The sequence below is a fragment of the Paenibacillus sp. BR1-192 genome (assembly GCF_029542445.1).
In the GTDB taxonomy this organism is placed as follows: domain Bacteria; phylum Bacillota; class Bacilli; order Paenibacillales; family Paenibacillaceae; genus Paenibacillus_AQ; species Paenibacillus_AQ lautus_A.
Map to the genome: position 1 here is coordinate 721985 of NZ_CP120718.1, position 24807 is coordinate 746791.

The window sequence follows — 24807 nt, forward strand, 5'->3', positions numbered from 1 at the left end:
GAGGAGCGGATTGCAGCCGTCTTATATAAGGCATAAAAAAACCTCCGGGATCCTGTTTAGGGGACCTCGGAGGTTTTGTGTATATGGAAGGAAACTTATAGATCGTCAAAGCCGTTGTCGTCGCCCACTTTGCCGTAGTTACGGGATTTGGCTTCGAAGAAGTCGGTTTTCGTTGCGTTGAGGGCTTCGTCGGAGAAAGGCTTGATCCATGGCATGCAGTTGACGTCCACGCCTTCGTAAGCTTTTTCCAGACCCATCATGGTGATGCGACGGTTCGCGATGTACTTGATGTAATCGCTCAACTCGTTCAGATCGATGCCGCGCACATTGCTGAGCGTGTAGTGGGCCCAGTTGGTTTCGAGCTCGACGGCACGGTCAATGGTGCGGTAGAGGTAGTCGATGTTCTCTTTGGTGTTCAGCTCAGGGAAATCCTTGAGCAGCTGCTTGAACACTTCGGCGAAGAAGTAGCAGTGCTGGTTCTCGTCACGCTGAATATAGGAGATCATCTGGCTGGTTGCCATCATCTTCTGGTCACGGGCCAGGTTGTAGAAGAAGGCAAACGTGCTGTAGAAGAAAATCCCTTCCAGGATCAGGTCGGCGACCATGGCTTCGAAGAAGGATTGCGGCGACGGATTGTCGCGGAAATTCTGGTAAATGTTCGAGATGAACTGGTTGCGCTCCAGAAGTACCGGATCATGCTTCCAGTATTCGAAGATTTCCTTCTGCTCCTGCTCCGACACGATGGAGGAAAGCACGTAGGAATAGGATTGGTTGTGAACCACCTCTTGCTGACCGATGATGGCCGAGATGGCTTCGAGCGACGAGTCGGTGAAGTAACGCTTGACGTCGCCGACAAACATCGTCTGCATGGAATCGAGCACAGCCAGCAGGGAGATGTTGATTTTGAAGGTGCGCTGCTCTTCAGGGTCCAGGCGCGGGAACTGCTGCGCATCCTTGGACATCGGGATTTCATCCGCGATCCAGTGGTTCAGCAGCAGAACCTTGTACAATTTATACATATGAGGCATCCGAATGTCGTTCCAGTTCAGGATCCCGGAGCATTCACCTTCAATGACGCGAGTGGAGCGGTTGGGTGCTTCGGTGTTAAATATCTTTTGCATTTGCATGCCGATTTTCTCTCCTTGTATTTCATAATAGGGCGGCGCATAGGCGAAGCCTGAGGGAAACCTCCCAGCATATTCATGGGACGGGTATCCACACCGGGACGGGTATCCATCTCCAGCCGCTGTTGTCCGCCCTTTGCCTGAATGTATTTTAAAGGTTGCAAAGGGCTCCCAAAGGCGGACGTAAACTCTTCCGATTGGATACCCTTACCCTTGTAGTCTTTTAGTTAGAAAGCTTATTCCCGCCTGCTATGCGAGAACCCCCGCACGCAGCCGCTCGATGTTTGTATTGAACCAAGCTTCCAGCGATTCCCGAAGGGAAAGCGCTCCTAGCAAGATGTAACTCAACAAATCGCATGAAGTAACTCAGAAGTCCCGCACCGCATGAGAAGCGATTCCCAAAGGGAGAGCGATCCCAGCAGGTGTAACTCAATAAATCGCGCGAAGTAACTCAATGGTCTCCGCACCGAATGAGAAGCGATTCCCAAGGGGAGAGCGATCCCAGCAGACAGTAACTCAACAAATCGCACGAAGCAACTCAGAAGTCCCCGCGCCGCATTCCAGCGTTCCCGCAGGGAGAAAGCGCTCCTAGCCACTAAAGCAACTTAAGAAGCGCCTCATTCACATCCAACCCACCTTGCGGGTGTCCAGAGGGCAGAGCCCTTGGGGCCCTCCCTTGGAAGGGAGGGTTTGGGTGGGTTCGATAAAGGTTAATCTAAACTCTTAGCTTGCGCACGACTCACACTCTTCAATCGTCAGCGCGCGGCTGCGTACATAGTACGTGGATTTGATGCCGGCTTTCCAGGCATGCAGGTGCAGCTCCAGGAATTCCGAAGCCCGGATATCAGGGCGGACGTACAGGTTAAAGCTTTGCGCTTGGTCAACGTGACGCTGACGGGCGGCAGCCATTTTGATGGACCAATGCTGGTCGATCAAGAAAGCCGTTTTATAGTACCAGATCGTTTTCTCGGACAGATCCGGAGCAGGGTTCGCCACTTTATAAGTGGTTTTTTCTTCATAAGACAGAAGCTCGTACAATGGATCGATGCTCGCCGTGGAGCCCGCGATGATCGAAGTGGAGCCGTTCGGCGCGATGGCAAACAGCCATGCGTTACGGACGCCGTTCGCTTGCACTTCCTGCTGCAATTCACGCCACTGTTCGGTGGTCACGAACTTGCCTTCATGCTCGCCGTCGGTATAACCGCGGAACGTGAAGTACTCGCCGCTCTCCCAGTCGGAGCCTTTGAATTTCGGGTAGTGGCCTTTTTCCTTGGCCAACTCCATGCTGGATTTGACGAGCAGGTAGTTGATGTGTTCGTACAGATTGTCATTATAGGCAACGGCTTCGTCGGATTCCCAGCGGATGCCTTCCAGCGCCAGCAAGTGGTGCAGACCGAAGGTGCCGAGACCGACCGCGCGATATTGGCTGTTGGTGTATTGAGCTTGCAGAACTTCAATATTGTTAATGTCGATGACGTTATCCAGCATGCGAACCTGGATCGGAACGAGACGCTCCAGCACACCGGCAGGTACGGCACGAGCCAAGTGGATGGAGTTCAGGTTGCAGACAACGAAATCGCCAGGGATTTTGGAAATCACGATCCGGGTTTGGCCGTCTTTCGTAACCAGCTCCTCTTGCTCAACGACCGTCGGAGATTGGTTCTGCATGATCTCCGTGCACAGGTTGGAAGAGTAGATCATGCCATGAGCCGAGTTCGGGTTTGCACGGTTGACCGTGTCGCGGTAGAACATGTACGGCGTACCCGTTTCAAGCTGGGATTTCATGATGCGCTTCATAATGTCGATAGCTTGTACCGTAATGCGCGGCAGCAGCGGGTTTGCTACGGCTTCCGCGTATTTTTGGCGGAATTCGCCTTCGCCTTGAGTATGGTCATAGAAGTCCTCCAGACCTAGCGGACGGCCGTTCTCGTCTTTCCAGCCCATGATTTTCTTCACTTCATGCGGACAGAACAGGCTCCACTCTTCACGAGCTTCTACAGCCTCCATGAACAGGTCGGGCAGGCATACGCCATGGAACACGTCATGCGCTCTCATGCGCTCGTCGCCGTTGTTCAGCTTCAGATCCAGGAAGGACAGGATGTCTTTGTGGAACACGTCCAAGTACACCGCGATGGCGCCTTTACGGGTTCCCAATTGGTCCACGCTAACAGCGGTGTTGTTCAGCTGGCGAATCCAAGGGATAACGCCGGAGCTGGTGTTCTTGTGTCCGCGGATATCGGAGCCGCGTGCGCGGACTTTGCCGAGGTATACCCCGATGCCGCCGCCCATTTTGCTGAGACGGGCGATGTCCGTATTGGAATCGAAGATTCCTTCCAGGGAGTCGTCCACGGTATCGATGAAGCAGCTGGACAGCTGGCCGGCTACTTTTTTACCTGCATTGGACATGGTCGGCGTAGCCGCCGTCATGTACAGGTTACTCATGGCCCAGTAGGCTTCCTTGACAAGGTCAAGACGCTTGTCGGCAGGCTCGTTATGCATGAGGAACATCGCGATGACCATGTAGCGTTCTTGCGGAAGTTCCATGACGCGACCGTCAAAGTCGTTTGCCAGGTAACGCTCAGCCAGCGTCAACAGACCGATGTAGTCAAACAGGAGATCGCGGCTTGGATCGATGCATTCGCCGAGTTCTTCGATTTGTTCTTTGGTGTAGCTGGTCAGAAGGTCCTCGCGATAGATGCCTTTTTGCACAAGCTCCGTAATGAGCGGGTAGAAGGCACCGTATGGTTCTTCCGGGTATGCTTTGTATCGGCGGTTGGTAGCCGCTTTTTTATATAAAGAGGTCAGAAACGAACGCGCAGCTGCAAACTTCCAATTCGGCTCCTCTTTGGTTACAAGCTCAAGGGCGGACATCGTGAAGGCGCTGCTGATTTCTTCGCCGGTAACCTGCTCACCGCGCAATTTGGCATTGACGCCGCGAAGCAGACGCTCCTTATCGAGCATGTCCAATCCTTTCAGAGTCCGGTCGGCATAGACGGAGAGGCGAATTTCATCAAAGGCGAGCTGACGGTTGTTCGGTTTAACTACGAGCTGGGGCATGAATAAATTCCTCGCTTTCTTCGGGGGAAATATGAAAAAGGACATCAAAAAAACATTTTCTAAAACCCGCGGGCAGGCTTGAAAATGTCCGTGCGCTGTGATTCGGAAATGACGTTTGACATAAGCCCTTGAACGGGCATGATGTTATGTACAGACGCAAGTTTAACGAACACTTACCTAAAGCCCCGTAGGTTGGTGTCTGCTGCATATAGGCAGGTCTCTGACTCGGGCTTCTGCCTCACGACGGTGCCTCCCGAAAACCTTGATCCGATTCTTCGGCGGCTATGCCGTATGAGGATGGCTGAAAAATAATGATGAACAGCCTAAGAGCCCTTACAGTGGCGGGACCGTGATGGATTTACACCATGCTTCCCTATTAAGCCGGACTGCCTTATGGGTTGATCCGGCACCTATATACACTATATTTGGTTGTTGTTAATCTAATTTAACCCAATATATTGTGTTTGTAAACCATATTCTTAAAATTGAACGCAAAAAGAATTATAGCAAACGAGCGGTCATTGTGCCAGTTAAGAAACTGTCAAAAGGCGATAAGATTTCCTGGATTGTGACCAAATGCGACCTTTTCTGCGCAGATACCGCGTATATTCTCGTTTTGACAAAATAGGATATTACCGTATGGATGAGGCGGGAAGGATACACTATATCTTGTGTGAAGCTAAAACTGAAGGGCTTTGATATGGCGGACCGAAATTGGTATGATATCCGTATCCGGAATTGGAAAATGGAAGAGCATCGCATGATTGAGATATGACGAGGGAGGTTGTTCAGATGGCAATAGCAGAGGTAACGGTGATTCCGATCGGAACCGCAACCACGAGTTTAAGCGCTTATGTCGCCGAGATGCAGCGAATATTGAAACAGCAGGAAGGGATTTCCTATGAGCTGACATCGATGAGCACGATCATCGAGGGAGAGCTTAACATGATCTGGCGGGCGATTGAGGCTTTGCATGAAGCGCCTTTTCTGTCCGGGGCAAAGCGCGTATCGACTTCCGTTAAAATTGACGACCGCAGGGATCAGGTCTCCTCGAGCAAACAGAAGATTCAATCCGTGCAGGAGAAATTAGGCGGGTAATGCCGCCAAATTCGGTGGATATTCCCGTTAGAATAGGGCTTGCATTTTGCTGCCGAAGTATTATAATAATTTTTGTTGTTTCGTGAGGAATGTCATCGAACCACATGTGCTGGTGTAGCTCAGGGGTAGAGCAACGCACTCGTAATGCGTAGGTCGGGGGTTCAATTCCCTTCACCAGCATCTTCATAAAGTCAATAACGGCGCGGTTTTCCGTCATTCGGGAACCGGGCCGTTATTTGTACGTGTTGGCGAATGCGCAATATTATTCGTTCCCATCAAAATGATAAATTAGTTGCACAACGCCTGAGGAGAACGTTCTTGTATTCACCATTTTTAAATTCAACCTCTGTTTTATATCCACAAACAGCGGTTTTCCTTCTCCCAAAACGACAGGGTGAACGGATAATCGATATTCATCAACAAGTCCCAAATTGATAAAAGTCGTAATAAGACTTGCCCCTCCGTACAGCCAGATGTCTTTACCAGGCTTATTCTTTAATTTATTTACTTCTTCAAGAATGCGATCATTTATGAATATTGCTTTATGATCAGTCCCCTTTTGCGTCCTGGAAAACACATACTTTTCTTTACTATGGACCAATTCCCAAAACTCTTTTTCAGAATCCGCATGTCCAATTTCCGGAGTGAATTGTCCCCATAAATCATAGCTTTTTCTTCCATACAAAATGGTATCGATTTGATTTAAAAAATGATTAAACCCCATTTCAGAGTCCATAATGCACCAATCAACTTCACCATGTTTTCCTTCAATAAAACCATCCAAAGTAACCGCTAAATCTAAAATTATTCTTCGTGCCATGATTTATTGCTCCTTTCGTTACGTTAATCTACCATCCAGTATAGACCTCAAATACGTCACCTTATGTCATAAAACGCTAACCTCGTTAAAATGATTTTATGTAAACGGAAGTCGTTCCCTCCTGGAGCGGTTTTTTTTATTTCTTCGAAGGAGCGTGATATGATATGAAATAAATTGATGGAATGGTTGGTACAGAAGGTGAATGCAACTTTTTCTTGAGGTGATATTATGGGCGATAGACCATTTAAAGCTTTGAGATATATATTCACGTGGATAGCCTTTATTTTTGTTATATGCGTTTGGTTCAGTTCTCACAAAACGTTATATTTAGGGTTTGTAACGCTGTCTGTAAGTGCCGGATACCTAATGCACATTGTAGGAGTGAAAAGAGGGGAAAGTGAAGATAGCAAACTGTTCTTATCCATCATTTCGTGTTGTTTATGTTTTTTAGTCTTGTTATATATTTTTAGTATAACACTTTAGCCCGCCAGCATTAAGCTGACGGGCTTCAGTTTTCTAACGGCATATAAATTAGCAAAATCCTAAGAATAACAAATTCTAATCAGCAGACATGGCCTCTGCTTTTGTTTCGTGGACCGTGCCAAATGGATGCTCTGGAGGGGCATATATCACATATACTTTTAGCGGTACGCTGCCCATATTGGTTACATTGTGCCATTTTCCAGCAGGTATCATGATGGCATAGCCATCATAGGCCATTTGTTGAAAATCTAAATTATGTTTGCTATCGCCCATTTGAACAAGTCCTTGACCTTGTTCAATGCGTATGAATTGGTCGGTTGTGGGGTGGACCTCTAATCCAATGTCATCTCCAACAGGAATGCTCATTAGGGTCACTTGTAAGTGCTCCCCTGTCCATAAAGCGGTTCGGTACGTATTGTTCTGTTTCGCAGCTTGATCAATATTCAGTACAAGTGGTCCTCGCCCATAATCCGTTATTTGAATATCTTCATCATCACGATTCCAACGGGCATCATACCAACTGAAATAATGAGGATTCAAGTTATGAAGCCGGTTGTAATCGTTCCAGTATTGATATCTCGGATCAAACACTTGATAAGGGTAACATGGATCGCGGTACATGTTCATTCTCCTTTTATCGTTTCATCATTTTCCGATTATCCTATGCTGCTGCCTAATTAAACGATTCGAAAATGGGCTAGGGCCTATAACTTAAGACAAGCGGTAAGCTAAGACATGGATATCGTCTTGGACTGCCCCTTTCAGATTAAACCTCTTATAAATGGCGCTATCAATCATAGGTGATAGTATTAGACCTAATAAGATAAAAATAAAAAGTTTGGTACGAAATTGAACGCAAAGATGCCGCTATAAGAAGAATAATCAACGTTAGGAACCCTTTCTGATATGGGTGTGCATATTCTCTAAGAGCTAAATAGGGTATATGCAATGGCTGATAGCAGCGCGGCCCCCCAAAAGCGGTATTTGGCAGTGCCGTGCTGGTCCCGTGATATAATTCGGATAAAAAAGTGGAGCGTGGACAGATGCTTAGACTGGAGAGTGTAGAGAAGAATCAAATAGGCGTTTATGCAGCAGCCTTGATATTAGGTGCAGTAATGGGCTTATTAAGTCCCGCCATAGGCATGTTTGTTGAGCCTGCCATATCATTCATGATTGCCATTCTTCTTTTCAGCATGTTTTGTCAAATTCCATTCCTTAAGCTGAGGGAGGCTTTATCCAACGGGCGTTTTATAGGAGCTTTATTGCTTGTGAATTTTGTTCTGACACCGGTTCTCGTCTTTATTCTAACCTTGGTATTTCCTCAACCGGCTCCCGTTTTACTTGGTGTTTGCCTTGTGCTTCTGACGCCATGCATTGATTATGTTATTGTTTTTACACAGTTAGGGAAAGGGAATGAGCGATTGATTCTTGCGTCCACACCTATCCTTTTTGTAGTACAAATGATTATGCTTCCGTTTTACTTGTGGCTTTTCCTTGGCTCGGTAGCAGCAGAAATGGTCAAGGTGGGCCCATTTGTGGAGGCATTTATCTTCTTGATTATCGTCCCGTTGCTTCTTGCTTTGGCTGCACAGTTCTGGGCCAAGAAAAGTGCCAAGGGTTCAAAATCGTTGCAATTAACCGCATGGCTCCCAGTACCCTTTATGGCAATCGTTCTTTTTGTAGTCATTGCTTCACAAATCGGGAGGGTGTATGAAGATCTTAGCGTTATCATAGCGGTTATTCCCATTTATGTTCTATTCCATATCATGACGCCGTTTATTTCACGGGCGTCTTCGGCGTTTTTTCGAATCGGACCCAAGGATGGGAGAGCGCTTATATTTAGTGCAGGGACACGGAATTCATTAGTCGTTCTTCCTTTAGCACTTACCCTGCCTGAGGAAATGGCTACGATTGCAGCAGCGGTAATCGTCACTCAAACCGTGATAGAGCTAATTGCCGAGCTTGTTTATATACGTATCGTGCCAAATTTGATTTACCGGGATTGAAAATAAGTTACCGCCTGACTGAACAGGAAATATCGTCGCCGAGTGACATTTGGATCGCTGGCAGAGGCTGGCGGGGGTATTTTTTGTCTATGAGCAGTACATGCGCCCTGACACTTCATGAAATTTTGAATACGTTATATCGTATCGTAAGCAAAGGAGGGAATCTCATGGGCGAAGTTGGATACGGCGGGTATAACTCTGTCGGAGCGATTCTTGTTCTCTTCATCTTGTTGGTCATCATTACTGCTTCTTTCTGGGTATAATTTCGTTTCTTTCGCGTAACAAAAAGCCCTGCCGACTCATGTCGGCAGGGCTTTTTAAATCCTAAAGGGATGAAAGTACAAATCCAGACATATAACCCGTCTCCGATCGGTTAGAATAGAAGTAACACGGATGAAATCACCGCCTAGCCAAACATGAAGGCAATCTCCGGGAAAGTTCCATTGTATGCATAATATCAGGGATTCCGGATGAAATGAAGCTTGGGCCTGGGGGACAAGAGGTCAGCTCAAAACCGTAACCGGGCCATTCGATATAGGCTCCAGCAAACACCGACCGTACCCTATTGGAGTATCTTATATATTATACTCGTCCTTGCAGTAGGATCTATAGTTGCCTTGCCTAGTAAACGTGGAAGTATGAGCGGAAGGAAGGGACGCGGCCCACTTCGCTGTATTTAGCCACCAGGCTATTTAACAACCTACAAAGGCGGTGAATGATCGTGAAAAAGGTTTGGATTGACGCAGGACATGGCGGAAAGGATGCCGGAGCCACCGGAAACGGGCTGCAGGAAAAGGATATCGTATTAGCGTTGTCCCTAGCCGTGAAAAAACGATTGGAAGCCGAATACGACGGCGTTCAGGTATTCCTCTCCCGATCTTCCGACGTGTTTCTGGAATTGGCGGAACGGACCGATAAGGCAAACGCTGCCGGTGCCGATGTCCTGGTAAGCATCCACTGTAACGCAGGCGGCGGTGCAGGGGGCTTCGAGTCATATCGATATACCTCCGCAAGCCCTGGTTCGGTAAAACTCCAGAATGTTATTCATTCGGAGGTCATGAGCGCGATTACATCCTACGGGGCAAGTGATCGAGGACAGAAGGCGGCTAACCTGCATATGGTCCGTGAATCTAAAATGCCTGCGGTGTTGACCGAGAACCTGTTTATCGATGTGGCAGCGGATGCAGCCAAGCTGAAACGGCCGGACGTGCTGGACGCTCTGGCGAGAGGCCATGTCAACGGCATTGCCAAATACCTGGGACTTCAGAAGAAAGAGGGGGCTGCTGCGGTGAGCGATAAGGTCAATGTCATTGTAAACGGTAAGCAGATCGAAGATGGCAAGCTGGAGAATGGCGTGACCTATGTACCGCTCCGGGCCATCGGTGAGGCATTAGGCGCCAAGGTGGGATGGGATAACAAGACCAAGACGGCTACGGTGACGACCGAATAGACTCGAGTCCGGTGGCTTTTAGATGAAGTGCCTTCCTCGCCGTGTCTTGATGTAGATGCACAAGGACGCGTTCATGTTGAACAATTTATGTCTCTTTAATCGTAATTTAAGCTTCCCTTAATATTTGGGGCATAAGATAAAAGCACCCCTTTTAAAAAAATATATCAGAAGCCCCTCTAACATCGGTTAGAGGGGCTTCTTTGGTTGTCTTCCCTTATTAGAGGAAAGACCCGGGGTACGGTACTGATGGAATATTTACAATCCCAGCCATTTCGTAATATAAGCGGATACGGCTAATTCCTGAAAATCCTGCCAGCTGCGAAATGGGGTATGCTCAACGATAAACGGGTTAATCGTGCGACCTTGTATGAATTCGTCAAAATCTTCATCGGTGCTTCCCTCATATCCAGCGGCCTTCAGCAAGTGATCGATGGAAGAAAACTTCGTATGTCTTTGAATAAATGATTCCGAGAACAGTTCTTCCACGGGCACCTCTTGTTTCATGTCCGAGAGCCTTGCGGCATTTTCGCGAATTTCTGATAGCTTCTCTTCATCCAGTCCGTCTAATCCACTGATCCCAGTATTCATTATGCCCACCTCCAAAAAGTTGCACGTCACTCTATTATACATATACGAGTATGCTGAATTATCGGATTCGCTTTTTTTTGAAGCGGGTATTGACTCGCTAGATTTATATAGGAAGAAAAGACGGAAGAGGCTCCTTCAATTGTATATAATCGCAGAGAGGCCGTGCAGTTGTGCGGTTTATTCTTTATGCACTTAAGAATAAACGATCATCACATTATAATTATTCTTTACCTAGGAATGATCGGGGTTTTCATGTAGACTGGTAATGATTTACTGCCGGGCATGCCTGTGTTTGGGGGATGACGGTCCGTACATACTTGCTTGCATATGGGGGTGGGCACTGTGCCCAAAAAAGAAAAGGTATCCATGTCATGGCTGCTGCGGTATTTGAAGCCGGTAAAAGGACGGCTGATCCTGCTGCTGGCCATGCTGCTGACGTCGACCGGCTTGCAGCTGCTGAATCCGCAGATTGTCAAACGCTTTATCGACACGGCAGCCGGCGGAGGCGTGATAGCCACGCTGATCCAGCTTGCGGGATTATTCCTGGTCGTGGCTGTGTTGAACCAGCTGATTACCGTAGCTGTCAGTTATCTGGGGAATGATATTTCATGGCGCGCGACGAACCGGCTCCGCGGCGATCTTTTGAAGCATTGCTTACGGCTGGATATGCGGTTTCATAATGTGAAAACGCCCGGCGAGATGATTGAGCGGATTGACGGAGACGTGACGAATATCTCGAATTTCTTTGCGATGTTCATCGTGCAGGTGATCGGCAGCTTCGTGCTGCTTGCCGGCATATTGGGATTCATGTTTACGGTCAATTTGCCCATCGCGATCGTGATGACGGTGTTCACGCTGCTGTCCATTCTGTTCATGGTGTTCATCCGGAATATGGGCGTCAATTCCTCCAAGAACGAACGGGAAGCCAGCGCTTCGCTGTTCGGATTGATTGAGGAACGCATCGCCGGCATCGAGGATGTTCAGGCGAACGGCAACGTGCCGTACGTCATGAACCGGTTTCACCGCTTGATGCGCAGCGTGTTCCTGAAGGGGAGAAAAGCCTGGATGCTCCGCGTCGTACCCTGGAACACCACGGTGATCCTGTTTGCCCTAGCGGTTACCGCAGTCCTGTTACTGGGGGTACGCTATTATTTGATCGATGAAATTACGCTGGGAACCCTGTTCCTGATCTATCAATATACGCAGATGTTAAACGATCCGATCGAGATGCTGGGCGACCAAGTGCAGGAGTTCCAGAAAGCGAAATCCGGCATGCTGCGTTCCAGAGAGCTGCTGTCCAACAAGAGCGAGATCGTGGACGGGGAGCAGGAAGAGCTGCCCGAAGGCGCGCTCGGTTTGGAGTTTGAGGGCGTCAACTTCAGTTACAACGCGGATAAACCGGTATTAAAGGACATTAACTTCGAAGTGAAGCCGGGTGAACGCCTGGGGATCATCGGACGTACCGGCAGCGGGAAGTCGAGTCTCAGCCGCATTCTGCTTCGGCTGTATAACATCGACAGCGGGGTCATCCGCGTCGGAGGCACGGATATCACGAAGCTGAAGCTGCCGGCGCTTTACCGCCGGGTGGGGATGGTTACGCAGGATGTGCAGCTGTTCGACGGCTCGCTGCGCGACAACCTGACGCTGTTCGATCATGGCGTGTCGGACGAATTCATCCTGGAAACGACGGAGCGTCTCGGGCTTCGGCAGTGGATCGATGCGCAGCCGGAAGGTCTGGATACGCATCTGACCACAGGCGGGGCCTCGTTGTCCGCCGGGGAAGCGCAGCTGTTTGCGTTAACCCGGGTATTTTTGACGCAGCCGAGCCTGGTGATTCTGGATGAACCCTCTTCCCGCTTGGACGCCGCAACGGAGACCATGCTGCAGGCAGCCGTCGATCAGCTGATGAGCAGTTGTACGGGCATCATCATCGCGCATCGGCTGGCTACCCTGGAGCAGGTGGATAAAATCATGGTGCTGGGTGACGGACGAATTCTGGAATTCGGCGCACGGGAAGCACTTGCGTTAGATCCGGCATCGCATTATGCGAGACTGCTGAGCACAGGCAGAGAGGAGGAGCTGGCGTGACCATCACGGGTTTTATAGGGCGGCTGTTTCGATTTAGGCCCTCATTATTTTTAATCAACGGTTTATTGTGGTGCATCTTTCATTCGCTGCCGTTATTGATCGGGCTCGGAATGCAGTGGTTTTTCGACCGGGCCACATCGAATTCCACGGATTATGTATGGCTGGCCGTTCCTTTGATTTTTATTGCCGTTGTAAGGGTCGCGCGGGTGGGGACGTTCTTTGCAGCCTTCTATCAATGGGTAACGTATATTTATCATATCCAGGCTATCTTGCGCACCAACATGCTGGCGGGGATCATGCGCTGGCCGGGACGGAATTTGCCGGCTTCTCCAGGGGAGGCGATGAGTCGCTTCCGCGATGACGTGGATGAAGTGGTGGAATACGTGGAGTCCTGGGTGGATTTTTGGGGACGCCTTGTTTTTGCGCTCGTATCCGTTGTCATCATGGCAAGCATTAACTGGAAAATCATGCTGGTGGCCGTGCTGCCGCTCGTGGTGGTCACGCTCCTGAACAATTTATCCGGCAACCGCGCACGGCGTTACGGCCTGAAGAACCGGGAAGCTACGGGGCGCATCACCAGCTTCATTGCCGAAACCTTCGGCGCGGTTCAAGCATTGAAGCTCGGGCAGGCCGAAGATCATGTCCATGAACGCTTCACGAAGCTGAATGAGGACCGCCGGCAGGCAGCGCTGAAGGATAATCTGTTCAAACAATGGATGCGGTCCCTGAACCAGCATGTGCTGAGCATTTGTACGGGGCTGATCCTGTTGATGTGCGCAACCGAGATGCAGGCCGGACATTTCACCGTCGGTGATTTTGCGTTGTTTACGACGTACCTGGCCAATATCGGGTTCAGCATTTCCTTATTCGGATATATGGTGTTCCAGCACAAACGGCTGAAGGTTTCCTTTGACCGTATGCGCTCGCTGTTCCGCCCCGGCGAGGAGGACCGGATTATTGAGGCGAGGGAAACGTATCTGAACGAAGATCCTCCGGAACTGCCTCTCATTCGCAGGGAGCCGGGGGAGAAGCTCAAAGAGCTGGAGGTAAAGAATTTATCCTATCATTATCCGAATTCGGAGAATGGGATATCGAATATTAACCTCCGCCTGGAGCGCGGCAAGTTTCTGGTGGTGACCGGCCGAATCGGGGCCGGGAAATCGACGCTTGTCCGGACCCTGCTGGGGCTGCTGCCCAAGCAGGCGGGCACGATTCGCTGGAACGGGGAAGAAGTCGATCCGGCTACCTTCCTGATGCCCCCTCGGGCGGCTTATACCCCGCAGGTTCCAAGGCTGTTCAGCGATCCTTTGAGAGAGAACATCGTGCAAGGGAAGAAAGAGCGGGCCGAGGAAGCGCTGGAACGGGCCGTCCGGCTGGCCGTCATGGAGAAGGACATCGAGAATCTGGATCAAGGGCTGGAGACGTTTGTCGGCCCGAGAGGCGTCATGCTGTCGGGGGGACAGATCCAGCGCGCGGCCACGGCGCGCATGCTGATGACCGGCGCGGATCTGTACATCTTCGACGATCTGTCCAGCGCGCTGGACGTGGAGACGGAGCAGCTGGTATGGGAGGGAATGTTCAAGGAGCGTGACGTCACCTGCATTGCAGTATCGCACCGCAGGGCGGCTCTGTCCAAGGCCGATCATATCATCGTCATGAAGGATGGACGGATCGAAGCGGAGGGAAGCTTGGCGGAGCTGCTCGCCACGAGCGAAGAGATGCAGCTGTTATGGCAGGGTCAGTCCACGACCGAGACCGAGGCCGCGGTAGCGGATGAAGCCGAGGTTAGTAAGGTATAACATTCAATGTGGTTTGGAATTGGGGATGTTTGAACAGGTTTATGAGCAAGGCAGCTTCCGTTGGTGAGGAGGCTGCCTTGTTTTGTATAATAATGGGTGGAACATACTGGAATTATATCGGTCATATAAGGGGGAGTTCTGCATGAAGAATCGCAAGTTCTTGATCACTTTCGGTCATAACCTGGACCATAGCAACATGGATGATCTGGTGTCAGATCGCCTTTCCCGTCATAAGGGGCGGATACAGAAGGATTACTTCGATCCGGTGCTGCGCAAAGGTGCTGCGTTTATTCTAAACTATCAGATCATCGACACGAATGCGGACAGAGTCTCGCAGCGGTATTACTTGGATGACTACCACATAACGGAAGCCCAGCTGCAAGGCTTTCTGTACTCATTGAACAAGCTGAAGGGTACGCATGTGTTGTGCAATCCCAGGAGGCAGGGACATCACTGGACCGTCATCGACGAAATCGAGTACAGCTGTTATGCCTATCAGACATTGGACGGAAGGGATCTTCGTTTTATAGAATACCAAAATGATACCAGGGCGGATGCCGTCATGAAGAAGGGGATACCCCGGATTCCCGAGCATCAGCACTACCTTGCCTTGCCAACGGACTGCAGTCAGGAAGAGAAGGATCGGCGGTTGACCGATTGGATCTGCGGGATCATTGAAGCGGCAGGCAATGACCTTTAGTTTCAACGCCACTTCAAAGAATACCTTCTTGTATTCCCTCCACCCGGAAATACGCGATTGGCGCTTCGTCTGCCCATCCATGAACCTATCATGAATTCCATCGGCAGATTCTATTATTTTGCCTGCGGGAATAAGGATATAAGTACAAGCCGATCGATAGGCTCTAGGAATAGGATGTAGAAAATGAATGGAAAGGGTGGGTTTGTCATGGAATGGAGCGTCATTTTTCAACTGATCGATCCGCGGCTGTTCATGGTCGTTGCCGCTTGTTGGGTGATCGGATACGTGCTGAAGCAAACGCCTAAGGTTCCGAATTGGAGCATCGTATATGTGGTTATGGTCGTATCCATCCTGTTGACAACCGGCTTGATCGGCTGGAGCGTGGAGAATATCATCCAAGGCATCCTTGCGGGAGCGTTCGCCGTATTCGGGCATCAGGCCGTTAAACAAACGGCAGAGGCGATTGCGACCAGAAAGAAGTAAGAACGGCTGCAATGGGCCCCAGGATCATTTTGGTCTAAACCGAACGTTACCTTGTAGCCTGCGTCTCCCGCCTGTTATCCTAAAGTGCATGAGATCATGAGAGGGAGCGTGAAAGACTTGCAAAGGAAAACGTTGACCGTTGAGGCGCTGCCTGGGTTTGAGCCGGAGATCGGCCGCTGGATATGGGGACTTGAGGACGTGCGGCGGACGATATTGAAACGGCTGGCCGGGATCCCATATGAGCATCTGAATCATAAGGCGCCCGGCCGGCAATCCATCGGTTCACTGCTATACCATATTGCCTTAATCGAAGCGGACTGGCTGTACGTCGAGGTGCTTGAATCCGATTGGGACCCGAAAATAAAGGCAGGTTTCCCCTGGGATCACCGTACGGAGGATAACCGTCTTTCCGAAGTGCCGGATCAGCCGCTCGCTGAGCATCTCCACCGTATGCACATGGTTCGTCAGGAACTGGTTGCCCATTTCCGAGGCATGGACCTTTCGGACTGGAGAAGACCCAGACGACTGGAGGCGTACGATGTGACGCCCGAATGGGTCATCTATCATCTGATTGAGCATGAGTCCCATCACAGGGGACAGATATTTCAGCTGTTAAGGGAATTGGAGCAAGCGTGAGCATCGTCCTGACGCTGGGAAGCTTCGGCTTCTTCCGGAGCCGCGCATCGCGGCATTTTAAGCGAATGTGCCATGATTTTTATAACCACGCAGGGCAGGGAGCATTCCTTGCTCTTTTTGCGCATATCCTGCAACGATTCATTCCGCCATACGTATTAAGCCAGATAGAATGCGGTTCGGAGGGGATACGATGAATAACGAATTTTACGTGGGATGGGGAACGCTGGCGCTGATCAATGCCGGGCTGGCCCAAGGAAAGAACAGAACGGGATTAAACTGGTTTCTGCTGTCACTGTTGTTAGGCCCGCTCGCAACCCTGTTTCTTGTCTTGTCAGCTAAAAGGTGAACTTGGCAAAAAAGGTAAATCGGGCAATAAAAAGAGCCGCCTCCCGGCAAGGGAAGCGGCTCTTATCGTATTTTTACATCCGCTGAAACATCGCGGTATCACGGCTGTAGTGCGTCAAATAACCTGTTTCTTCGTTGCGGATGCGGACGACATCCGGCGTGTAGCATTCAATGTAACCTCGCTCGATCTCCACGTATACGCTTGCGGGGTCTTCCTCCCACACGGAAACCAGCGTTTCCGAAAGCGCGGCAGCGAAAAAATGGATGTCTTGCGACAGGTACCGGCTATTGCGGTCTATATTCATTTCATTTCCCCTTGATGATTAGAATCGGATAACATGCGGTCTACTAACTCGTTCATTCCCTTCCAGGAATCCTTCAGAATAAATTCATGCTGAATATGCGCATTCCATGGGCGCGGAATCAGGATGGTCTGTTTTCCGGCTTTTCTCGCAGCAATCGCATTATGGGGACCATCGTCAATCAGAAGGTCAAACTCTACTAAATCCTTGCGCTTGGCCACGAAAAAATTCTCGAACGGAATAAAAGGCATATGCCTCTGCAGCCATCTCCATTTCTCGGGCACTGAGGATGGGCGGGCTGCGGTAACGACAATGACATCATAATCATGTGTCATTCTGTGAACCTCGTCAATCGTATATTCGTCAAATAGTTCGAGCTCTTCATACAAACCGGGCTTTCCGAAGAAAAATTCTTCCGAGCATTCAGGATGCCAGATTTGGTGCAGGTTGTAATCGGTAATCTGATCGAGCGTAAGCTGGGGATCCTTGTACTGCAAATTGTGATAATGGATGGCTTTGGGAATCAGATGGCAGATCGTATCATCCATATCGATGGCGACTATTTTTTTGCTCATATCGTCATTACTCTCCTGTAATCATGAAATCTTCGAAAGATGATGTTCCGTAAATTGTAATGGACAGGATGCATATTGGCAAACCAAAATCAAAAATGGAAGGATGTTGCATTTCTTTCCCCTGACTCATTATAAACTAAGTATAACATTAATAGGCCGGCAACCCTTCTGATATTTTCCCGGCGCGGGTTCGACCGGAATCATAGCAGCTTTCCTTCATTATGACAGTACATGTCATGAATGCCCTTTTATAATAGGAGCACTACAGGGCACAAAGGAGGAACGGCCATGCCGCAAGAATATATCCGCATTCGCGGTGCCAGGGAGAATAATCTAAAGAATGTTTCGCTCCAAATTCCAAAACGAAAAATCACCGTCTTTACCGGCGTATCCGGCTCGGGCAAATCGTCCATCGTGTTTGATACCATCAGTTCCGAGGCCCAGCGATTGCTGAACGAGACGTTCACCGCTTTTGTCCGGAACCGGCTTCCCCGGCATAGCCGCCCGGACGTGGACTCGCTCGAGAATTTGTCGACCGCCATCGTCATCGACCAGAAGCGGCTGGGAGGGAACTCGCGTTCCACGCTCGGCACGATCACCGATCTGTACGCCGTTCTTCGACTGCTGTTTTCGAGGGTGGGGCAGCCATTCGTGGGTTACTCCAATGCGTTTTCTTTTAACGATCCGCAGGGCATGTGTCCGGAATGCCAGGGAATCGGGAAGAAGGTGGAGCTGGATCTGACGAAGCTGCTGGATACGACCAAATCCTTGAATGAGGGAGCGGTCCGGTTTCCGATTTTCTCGGTGGACAGCTGGTATATGAAGAACTACACCATGTCCGGTTTCTTTGATAACGACAAGAAGCTGGCCGATTATTCCGAAGCGGAATGGGATCTCTTCCTGTACGGCAAGGAGGGAAAAGTGACGTTCCCGTCCAAAGGCGGACCGGTGTCGTCCGACTTCGAAGGCCTCGTGCTGAAATTTAACCGGCTGTATATTCAGCGAGACAGCAGCGAATTGTCCGAACGAACCTTCAATCACGTGAAAAATTTCATTACGCACGGCACATGCCCGTTATGCCAGGGGACACGGCTCAGCCAAGCTGCGTTAAGCTGCAGGATCAACGGATTCAACATCGCCGAGTGTGCGGCCATGGAGATCGGGGACCTAAAAGCGTTCATCCTGGATATCAAGGAGCCGATCGCTGCCGGCATGGTAGCCAGCTTAGCGGAGCGGCTGCAGCATTTGATGGATATGGGACTGGATTACCTGACGCTGAACCGGGAGACGACCACGCTCTCCGGAGGCGAGTCGCAGCGGGTCAAGATGGTCCGGCATCTGGGCAGCAGCCTGACGGACATGATGTATGTTTTTGATGAGCCGAGCGTGGGCTTGCATCCGCGGGATGTCCACCGTCTGAACGGCATGCTGAGGAAGCTTCGCGACAAGGGCAACACCGTGCTGGTCGTGGAGCATGACCGTGACGTGATTGAAATTGCCGATCATGTGGTGGATGTGGGGCCGAATGCCGGTACCCGGGGAGGGGAAATTGTCTTCGAAGGGACGGTCGAGCAGCTGTGCGACCAAGCTTCCACCTTAACCGGGCGGTATATGAAGCGGTGGATGCCGATGAAGGAACAGTTTCGCGTACCTACAGGGCATATGCGCATTGCCAATGCGAATCATCATAACCTGAACAATGTGACGGTGGATATCCCGGTAGGCGTATTGACCGTGGTCACGGGCGTAGCGGGATCAGGAAAGAGCTCGCTCATTCACCATGCCTTCCTGTCCCAGCATCCCGAGGCTGTTGTCATCGACCAGTCCGCCGTCAGCGCCTCGATCCGTTCCAACCCTGCCACCTACACGGGGATCATGGATGACATCCGGAGCATGTTCGCCAAGGCGAACGGCCAGAGTCCGTCCCTGTTCAGCTTCAATTCCAAAGGGGCCTGCCCCGACTGCCACGGGCTCGGCTTCATCTATACGGACCTGGCTTTCATGGAAGGCATCAAGTCGCCGTGCGATACCTGTGACGGCAGACGTTTTAAGGATGATGTGCTCCAGTACAAGCTCCATGGAAAAATGATCACCGAGGTGCTGGACATGACGGTGCTGCAGGCGCTGGATTTTTTCGAGAAAAAAGAAATCAAGCGGCGGCTGGAAGCATTGCATGACGTGGGCCTGCACTATCTGACCCTCGGACAGCCGCTGAGCACCCTGTCCGGGGGCGAAAGCCAGCGCATCAAGCTGGCCAGCGAGCTGCACAAGCAGGGGCAGATTTACGTCATGGACGAGCCGACGACGGGGCTGCATATGTCGGATGTCGGGCATCTGCTGGACATGATGAATCGGCTCGTCGATAACGGCAGCTCGGTGATCGTGATCGAGCACAATCTGGACGTGATCCGTCAGGCGGACTGGATCATCGATCTCGGGCCCGAAGGCGGCAGCAGGGGAGGGAGGGTCATATTCGAAGGAACGCCCGCCGAACTGATCGCGGCGGAACACTCCCTGACCGGTAAATACGTGAGAGGATAGACTTAGAATGGCTGTGCCGCATATCCCCGCGGCATGGCCATTCTATGGTTATCAGGCTTATATGATCGTTTAAACGGCAATACTGTATGCTGCCACAGACTGCGGCTTAGGCAGGAGTCGGTTCATAAGAATAAACGACTAATGTCCGTATACCGCGATGGGCAGCATTTTGATTGTAAACGGGGGATCAGGCAATGCGGAAAGCATGGTGGAAAGAAGCCGTTGCGTATGAGATCTATCCGCGCAGTTTCATGGATTCGAATGAAGACGGCATCGGGGATCTGCAAGGGGTGATATCCCGTCTGGATTATTTGAAGGATCTCGGGATTGACGTCATATGGGTATGCCCTATCTATCGATCCTCCAATAACGACAACGGCTATGATATCAGCGATTATCAGGATATTATGACGGAATTCGGCTCGATGGCCGACTTCGACCGGCTGCTGGCCGAAATCCATAAGCGCGGCATGCGCCTTATCATGGATCTGGTGCTTAATCATACCTCGGATGAACATCCGTGGTTTATGGAAGCCCGCTCCTCCCGAACGAATCCGAAGCGGGATTATTACATCTGGCGGGACCCGAGGGACGGGGCCGAGCCGAACAATTGGGAATCGGTGTTCACCGGTTCCGCTTGGGAGTACGACGAATTAACGGGTCAATATTATCTCCATCTCTATTCGAAAAAGCAGCCTGATCTAAATATGGAGAATCCGGCGGTCCGGGAAGAGCTGGTGCGGATGATCCGCTGGTGGCTGGATAAAGGGATCGACGGCTTTCGCGTGGACGCGATCACCCATATTAAGAAGCTGCCGGGTTTGCCCGACATGCCGAATCCAAACAACCTTCGATATGTCGATTCAAATCCCGGTCACCGGAATATCGCGGGAATCCATGAATTTCTTCAGCAATTCAAACGCGAAGCGTTCGCCGATTATGACATTATGACGGTGGGCGAAGCCAGCGGCATTCCGATCGCCGAAGCAGACCGCTGGATCGGGGAGGAGAACGGGGCGCTGAACATGATTTTTCAATTTGAGCACGTCAATCTCGATTTCGGACTCGAAGGGCGCTGGGATTACGCCGTCTGGGACTTGGCCGAATTGAAGCAGATCATGCATAAATGGCAGACGGGCCTGGAAGGGACGGGCTGGAACGCTCTCTATATGGAGAACCATGATCAGCCGCGCTCCGTATCCCGTTTTGGCGATCCGGTCCACTATCATAAGGAATCGGCCAAGATGCTGGCTACTTTTTTTATGCTGATGCAAGGGACGCCGTTCATTTACCAGGGGCAGGAAATCGGGATGACGAATGTCGAGTTTCCGGAGCTGAGCGATTATCGGGACGTGGAGATCTACAATTATTACCGCGAGCGGCTGTTGGACGGAAAAGACGTGTCCGAGACGATGCGCAGAATCGCGTACCGGGCCCGGGACAATGCAAGAACGCCGATGCAGTGGGATGACACGCTTTATGGCGGTTTCTCATCCGTCGTGCCGTGGATTCGGTCCAATCCGAATTATCATGAGATCAACGTGGAGCATCAACTGGCCGATCCGGATTCCATTCTGAATTACTATAAGGCCTTGATCCGTCTGCGCAAGTCCACCGAGGTGCTGATCTACGGAAAATACGAAGCCGTGCTGGAGGAGCATCCGGAGATCTTCGCTTATTCCAGATCATTAGGGAACGAGGTATATCTGATCGTATTGAACTTTTACGGCAGGACGCCGGAGTTTCAGTTTCCAGCGGAATGGAGCGGCCGTCATCCGGAAGTGGTGCTCACCAATTACGAGCGGTCGGACCGGAGTTTCGGCCAATTCACCTTAAACCCTTATGAAGCGATAGTTTATCGTGTAAACTAAGTGGGTAAGCGATTTCTTGAAATGAGAGGTGAATGCAGCTTGTCGCAGCCTAATTTGATGTCTGCCGCCGTTCTTGATCGTCCTTTATCCATTGGGGTGAAGCAGGTGCCCATTCCGGAGCCGAAGCCGGATGAAGCCTTGATTCAGGTGTTTTGCATCGGCATCTGCGGTTCGGACGTGCATTATTATGAGCATGGACGGATCGGAAGGTATGAGGTGAAGGAGCCGTTGATTCTGGGACATGAGCTGGCTGGAGTCGTTGTGAAAACGGGGGAGAAGGTGACAAATGTCTCCGTCGGTGACCGCGTGGCCGTAGAGCCGGGCGTTACGTGCGGGCGATGCGCCTATTGCAAAAGCGGACGCTACAACCTGTGCCCGGACGTGGTGTTCATGGCGACTCCTCCGGTTGACGGTGCCTGGGCCGAATACGTTGCGGTTCGCAGCGACTTCCTGTTCCGGCTGCCGGATGAAATGTCCTTCGAGGAGGGCGCATTGCTTGAGCCGCTGTCCGTTGGCCTTCATGCCGTACGCCGCGGGCGTATCCGGCCGGAGGACCGGGTGCTGGTGCTCGGTTTGGGCCCGATCGGCCTGCTTGCCATGGAGGCAGCCAAAATGTCCGGAGCCTCACAGGTATTCGGCAGCGACGTCGTGGATTACCGGCGCAATCTGGCCCTTCAGATGGGGGCCTCCGGCGTGATCAATCCCATGGACGAATCCGTGCCCCAGCGATTGGTCGAACTTACGGGCGGCAAGGGAATCGATCTCATCATCGAAACATCGAGCAATGCCGGGGCCATCGCGGATTCCATCGGTTATGTGAACCGCGGGGGCCGCATCGTGTTTGTAGGCTTGCCTGCAAAGGATGCCATTCCGGTGGATATCGGCGCTTTGGTTGACGCCGAGTTGGATGTATACGGCGTGTTCCGCTATGCGAATACGTATCCGGCCGCTATTCAGATGCTGCAGAACAAGGGCAGCCGCATACGGGACATCATCACCCACCAGTTTTCTTTGGATCAGATCGAGGAAGCCGTGGAGCTTGCCCGCACGCAAAAGGACACCAGCGTCAAAGTCATGATCTATCCTCATCAAAACGCATAACGTTTCTTTGCGGCAGGAAGAGCTGCTTCCGGAGCTGGAGGTACAACCGAACCTGATAATGTGATCGTCAAAAAGCACCGCCCCAACACTTGTCGGAGCGGTGCTTTTTTCATGTGTTACCGGTTAGTCCGGGCGCTCATTGCTCATCCAGCTGTCGATGCGAAGATCATCGCCGTAGGTCTCGCGCGACGAAATTTCGCCGAGCTTCTGCTCGGCAGCCTCGCGGGTATCGAATCCGCCGATGACCGCGATAAAGTCCCCGCCGGCCGCCTTAATGAAGGTCACGTCGTCTTCCAAGTAAATCTCTTCAAGAATGGCCAGGGATTCCCCTTGCGGCATCGTCTCACTGCGGATATAGAAGACTTCGCGCGGAGTTACCGGCTCGCCGGTGGAAGTAAGCTTCAGCTCCAAATAGCCGGGATCTTTATATTCCGATACGGAATGCTTCACGCCGTCCTTCAGCTCAACGACAAAACGCATGGCCGAATCGTCCAGAATCACATTTTCATAAACATCCTTCACCAGCGGAAGCGCCAGCATGTCTTTCTTGATGGTATCATAGTCAAAATTTCGAACCCCGTTAAACGTGAAAATAAGGCGGTTCGGGGCATCTCTATGGTCGACGGTATAGGCAGGCACGCTGGAAACGGACTCGCCTTCCTGATCAAAATGAATCTTGAATACATCCTCGGAAGCTTCCGTTCCTACGGTAACGCCGTCGGTCCGCTCGCCGCCGCCCCCGAATTGCAGCACCTGAACGATGCTGCCCACCACGGGTACTTTGGATAAGGCATTGGCTACCGTTGGGATATTGACCACGAAGAGCAGGGCGACGGCCGCTGCAACAACGGAAGAATACCTCATCATGCGTTTGGATCGTTTACGGGTGGCGGCCTTTTTCTGCGCAGCATCTATAACGCCTGTTAACTGAGCGGGGATTTCAATGTGTTCGTAGCGTTCTTTTCCTGTCATAGGCTATCGACCTCTCCCTCGATTAAATAAGATTTCAATTTTCCGATAATGCGATAAAACCTGGTTTTGACGGTGTTCTCGGACAATGACAGCACATCCGCCATTTCCCTAAAGCGCAGGTCCTCAAAAAACTTTAAAATCATGTAGGTTTTCTCCTCCGGCGGCAGTTTGTCCAGCGCATCGTACAGATCCATTTTCTCCTCCAGCGGGACCGCATGCTCTGCAGCCGCGTAGTCCTGAGCCTGGTCTTCCATATAGGTAAACCGCTTCTTGCGACCGAGATGGTCGATGGCAGCGTTAATGACGATCCGGGTCATCCAAGAATCAAAATACTGCGGCGCGTTCATCCGCTCATAAGCGAGGTATCCCTTATAGGTCGCTTCCGAGACGATGTCCAGTGCCTCCTGCTCGTTTTTGACATAGCAATAGGCCACCCGGTATAACTTGTTCTTGCATTTCTCGATATGTTCGCTGAACTGTTGTTGCTTCGATTCTTTCGCTCTCAGTTCACTCACTCCTAACTACTAGCACTAGTATACATGTCATGGCACGAATTCGTTGATCTGTTCATTCATTGGCCGGATTGATGGGATCAACTCAAGTACTTGAGTGCGCTTGACTGATCATTAGACCGTGGAGAGGGCCAAATAGTTTTAGTCCGGGATAAAAAATAGACGAATGGAGGGATATACCAGGCCGATTACGCCGTCTGTGCGAATCCAAGGCTGAAATGAGGAGGGATTGAAAAATACCGAGCAGCTTAACAGA

General features: G+C 50.9%; 22 protein-coding genes, 1 tRNA gene and 1 riboswitch. Of the genes, 14 read left to right on the top strand and 9 right to left on the bottom strand.

Annotated elements, in window-relative coordinates; all coding sequences use genetic code 11:
- Positions 1–95 precede the first annotated feature (95 nt).
- Together P0X86_RS03185 and P0X86_RS03190 are read right to left on the bottom strand one after the other, a co-directional pair.
- Entirely contained in the window at positions 96–1127 is a 1032-nt protein-coding gene (locus P0X86_RS03185; RefSeq protein ID WP_036670897.1) for a ribonucleotide-diphosphate reductase subunit beta, read from the bottom strand.
- A gap of 720 nt (positions 1128–1847) precedes the next feature.
- Positions 1848–4181 carry a ribonucleoside-diphosphate reductase subunit alpha gene (locus P0X86_RS03190; protein ID WP_012818853.1) on the bottom strand — a complete coding sequence of 778 codons (2334 nt, stop codon included), beginning with the start codon at positions 4179–4181 and terminating at the stop codon, positions 1848–1850.
- A 194-nt stretch (positions 4182–4375) separates the two neighbouring features.
- Positions 4376–4610, bottom strand: a riboswitch (cobalamin riboswitch).
- Positions 4611–4973: 363 nt separating this feature from the next.
- Between P0X86_RS03190 and P0X86_RS03195 the strand changes: the two genes are divergently transcribed.
- Together P0X86_RS03195 and P0X86_RS03200 are read left to right on the top strand one after the other, a co-directional pair.
- Positions 4974–5279 carry an MTH1187 family thiamine-binding protein gene (locus P0X86_RS03195; protein WP_096774625.1) on the top strand — a complete coding sequence of 102 codons (306 nt, stop codon included), beginning with the start codon at positions 4974–4976 and terminating at the stop codon, positions 5277–5279.
- A gap of 108 nt (positions 5280–5387) precedes the next feature.
- Positions 5388–5459, top strand: a tRNA-Thr gene (locus P0X86_RS03200).
- A gap of 82 nt (positions 5460–5541) precedes the next feature.
- Here P0X86_RS03200 and P0X86_RS03205 read toward each other — a convergent pair.
- Both P0X86_RS03205 and P0X86_RS03210 read right to left on the bottom strand, forming a co-directional pair.
- Complete coding sequence (locus P0X86_RS03205) at positions 5542–6099, bottom strand: dihydrofolate reductase family protein (RefSeq protein ID WP_277747768.1); 558 nt, start codon at positions 6097–6099, stop codon at positions 5542–5544.
- A 558-nt stretch (positions 6100–6657) separates the two neighbouring features.
- Positions 6658–7203: a cupin domain-containing protein gene (locus P0X86_RS03210; protein WP_277747769.1), complete on the bottom strand. Its 546-nt coding sequence runs from the start codon at positions 7201–7203 to the stop codon at positions 6658–6660.
- 422 nt (positions 7204–7625) lie between these two features.
- Here P0X86_RS03210 and P0X86_RS03215 point away from each other — a divergent pair, with 422 nt between their 5' ends.
- The 3 genes from P0X86_RS03215 (at position 7626) to P0X86_RS03225 (ending at position 10038) form a co-directional block, all read left to right on the top strand.
- Positions 7626–8588 (top strand): arsenic resistance protein, encoded by a 963-nt coding sequence (locus P0X86_RS03215; protein ID WP_277747770.1) that lies wholly within the window; start codon positions 7626–7628, stop codon positions 8586–8588.
- A gap of 167 nt (positions 8589–8755) precedes the next feature.
- A complete protein-coding gene (locus P0X86_RS03220; RefSeq protein ID WP_012818867.1) occupies positions 8756–8851 on the top strand; it encodes a hypothetical protein in 96 nt (31 codons plus the stop codon).
- Positions 8852–9309: 458 nt separating this feature from the next.
- Positions 9310–10038, top strand: coding sequence for an N-acetylmuramoyl-L-alanine amidase (locus P0X86_RS03225; RefSeq protein ID WP_096774621.1), 729 nt, complete (start codon positions 9310–9312; stop codon positions 10036–10038).
- Positions 10039–10293: 255 nt separating this feature from the next.
- Here P0X86_RS03225 and P0X86_RS03230 read toward each other — a convergent pair whose 3' ends face one another.
- A complete protein-coding gene (locus P0X86_RS03230; protein WP_009591801.1) occupies positions 10294–10626 on the bottom strand; it encodes a hypothetical protein in 333 nt (110 codons plus the stop codon).
- A gap of 342 nt (positions 10627–10968) precedes the next feature.
- Here P0X86_RS03230 and P0X86_RS03235 point away from each other — a divergent pair, with 342 nt between their 5' ends.
- From P0X86_RS03235 to P0X86_RS03260, 6 genes are all read left to right on the top strand, one after another.
- A complete protein-coding gene (locus P0X86_RS03235; protein ID WP_036664595.1) occupies positions 10969–12714 on the top strand; it encodes an ABC transporter ATP-binding protein in 1746 nt (581 codons plus the stop codon).
- A complete protein-coding gene (locus P0X86_RS03240) occupies positions 12711–14513 on the top strand; it encodes an ABC transporter ATP-binding protein (protein WP_012818871.1) in 1803 nt (600 codons plus the stop codon). The genes P0X86_RS03235 and P0X86_RS03240 overlap by 4 nt, the downstream gene beginning before the upstream one ends.
- A 142-nt stretch (positions 14514–14655) precedes the next feature.
- Complete coding sequence (locus tag P0X86_RS03245) at positions 14656–15213, top strand: hypothetical protein (protein ID WP_277747771.1); 558 nt, start codon at positions 14656–14658, stop codon at positions 15211–15213.
- Positions 15214–15396: 183 nt separating this feature from the next.
- Positions 15397–15696 carry a phage holin family protein gene (locus P0X86_RS03250; protein ID WP_009591821.1) on the top strand — a complete coding sequence of 100 codons (300 nt, stop codon included), beginning with the start codon at positions 15397–15399 and terminating at the stop codon, positions 15694–15696.
- Between the two features lie 108 nt (positions 15697–15804).
- Entirely contained in the window at positions 15805–16332 is a 528-nt protein-coding gene (locus P0X86_RS03255) for a DinB family protein (protein ID WP_277747772.1), read from the top strand.
- A 190-nt stretch (positions 16333–16522) separates the two neighbouring features.
- Positions 16523–16678: a hypothetical protein gene (locus P0X86_RS03260; protein WP_006208027.1), complete on the top strand. Its 156-nt coding sequence runs from the start codon at positions 16523–16525 to the stop codon at positions 16676–16678.
- A gap of 73 nt (positions 16679–16751) precedes the next feature.
- Here P0X86_RS03260 and P0X86_RS03265 read toward each other — a convergent pair whose 3' ends face one another.
- Positions 16752–16982: a hypothetical protein gene (locus tag P0X86_RS03265; protein WP_009591802.1), complete on the bottom strand. Its 231-nt coding sequence runs from the start codon at positions 16980–16982 to the stop codon at positions 16752–16754.
- Entirely contained in the window at positions 16979–17554 is a 576-nt protein-coding gene (locus P0X86_RS03270; protein WP_012818875.1) for a 5' nucleotidase, NT5C type, read from the bottom strand. The genes P0X86_RS03265 and P0X86_RS03270 overlap by 4 nt, the downstream gene beginning before the upstream one ends.
- Before the next feature lie 288 nt (positions 17555–17842).
- Between P0X86_RS03270 and P0X86_RS03275 the strand changes: the two genes are divergently transcribed.
- The 3 genes from P0X86_RS03275 (at position 17843) to P0X86_RS03285 (ending at position 23067) form a co-directional block, all read left to right on the top strand.
- A complete protein-coding gene (locus tag P0X86_RS03275) occupies positions 17843–20095 on the top strand; it encodes an excinuclease ABC subunit UvrA (protein WP_277747773.1) in 2253 nt (750 codons plus the stop codon).
- A gap of 194 nt (positions 20096–20289) precedes the next feature.
- The gene (locus P0X86_RS03280) at positions 20290–21966 is read left to right on the top strand and encodes a glycoside hydrolase family 13 protein (RefSeq protein ID WP_192569815.1); all 1677 of its coding nucleotides are present in this window, start codon (positions 20290–20292) and stop codon (positions 21964–21966) included.
- Between the two features lie 39 nt (positions 21967–22005).
- On the top strand, positions 22006–23067 hold the full coding sequence (locus P0X86_RS03285) for an NAD(P)-dependent alcohol dehydrogenase (protein WP_277747774.1): 1062 nt from the start codon (positions 22006–22008) through the stop codon (positions 23065–23067).
- Between the two features lie 123 nt (positions 23068–23190).
- Here P0X86_RS03285 and P0X86_RS03290 read toward each other — a convergent pair whose 3' ends face one another.
- Both P0X86_RS03290 and P0X86_RS03295 read right to left on the bottom strand, forming a co-directional pair.
- On the bottom strand, positions 23191–24039 hold the full coding sequence (locus P0X86_RS03290) for a DUF4179 domain-containing protein (protein ID WP_277747775.1): 849 nt from the start codon (positions 24037–24039) through the stop codon (positions 23191–23193).
- Positions 24036–24554, bottom strand: a complete 519-nt coding sequence (locus tag P0X86_RS03295) for a sigma-70 family RNA polymerase sigma factor (RefSeq protein WP_145039914.1) — start codon at positions 24552–24554, stop codon at positions 24036–24038. Before P0X86_RS03295 ends, P0X86_RS03290 begins: the two co-directional genes overlap by 4 nt.
- Positions 24555–24807: the final 253 nt, after the last annotated feature.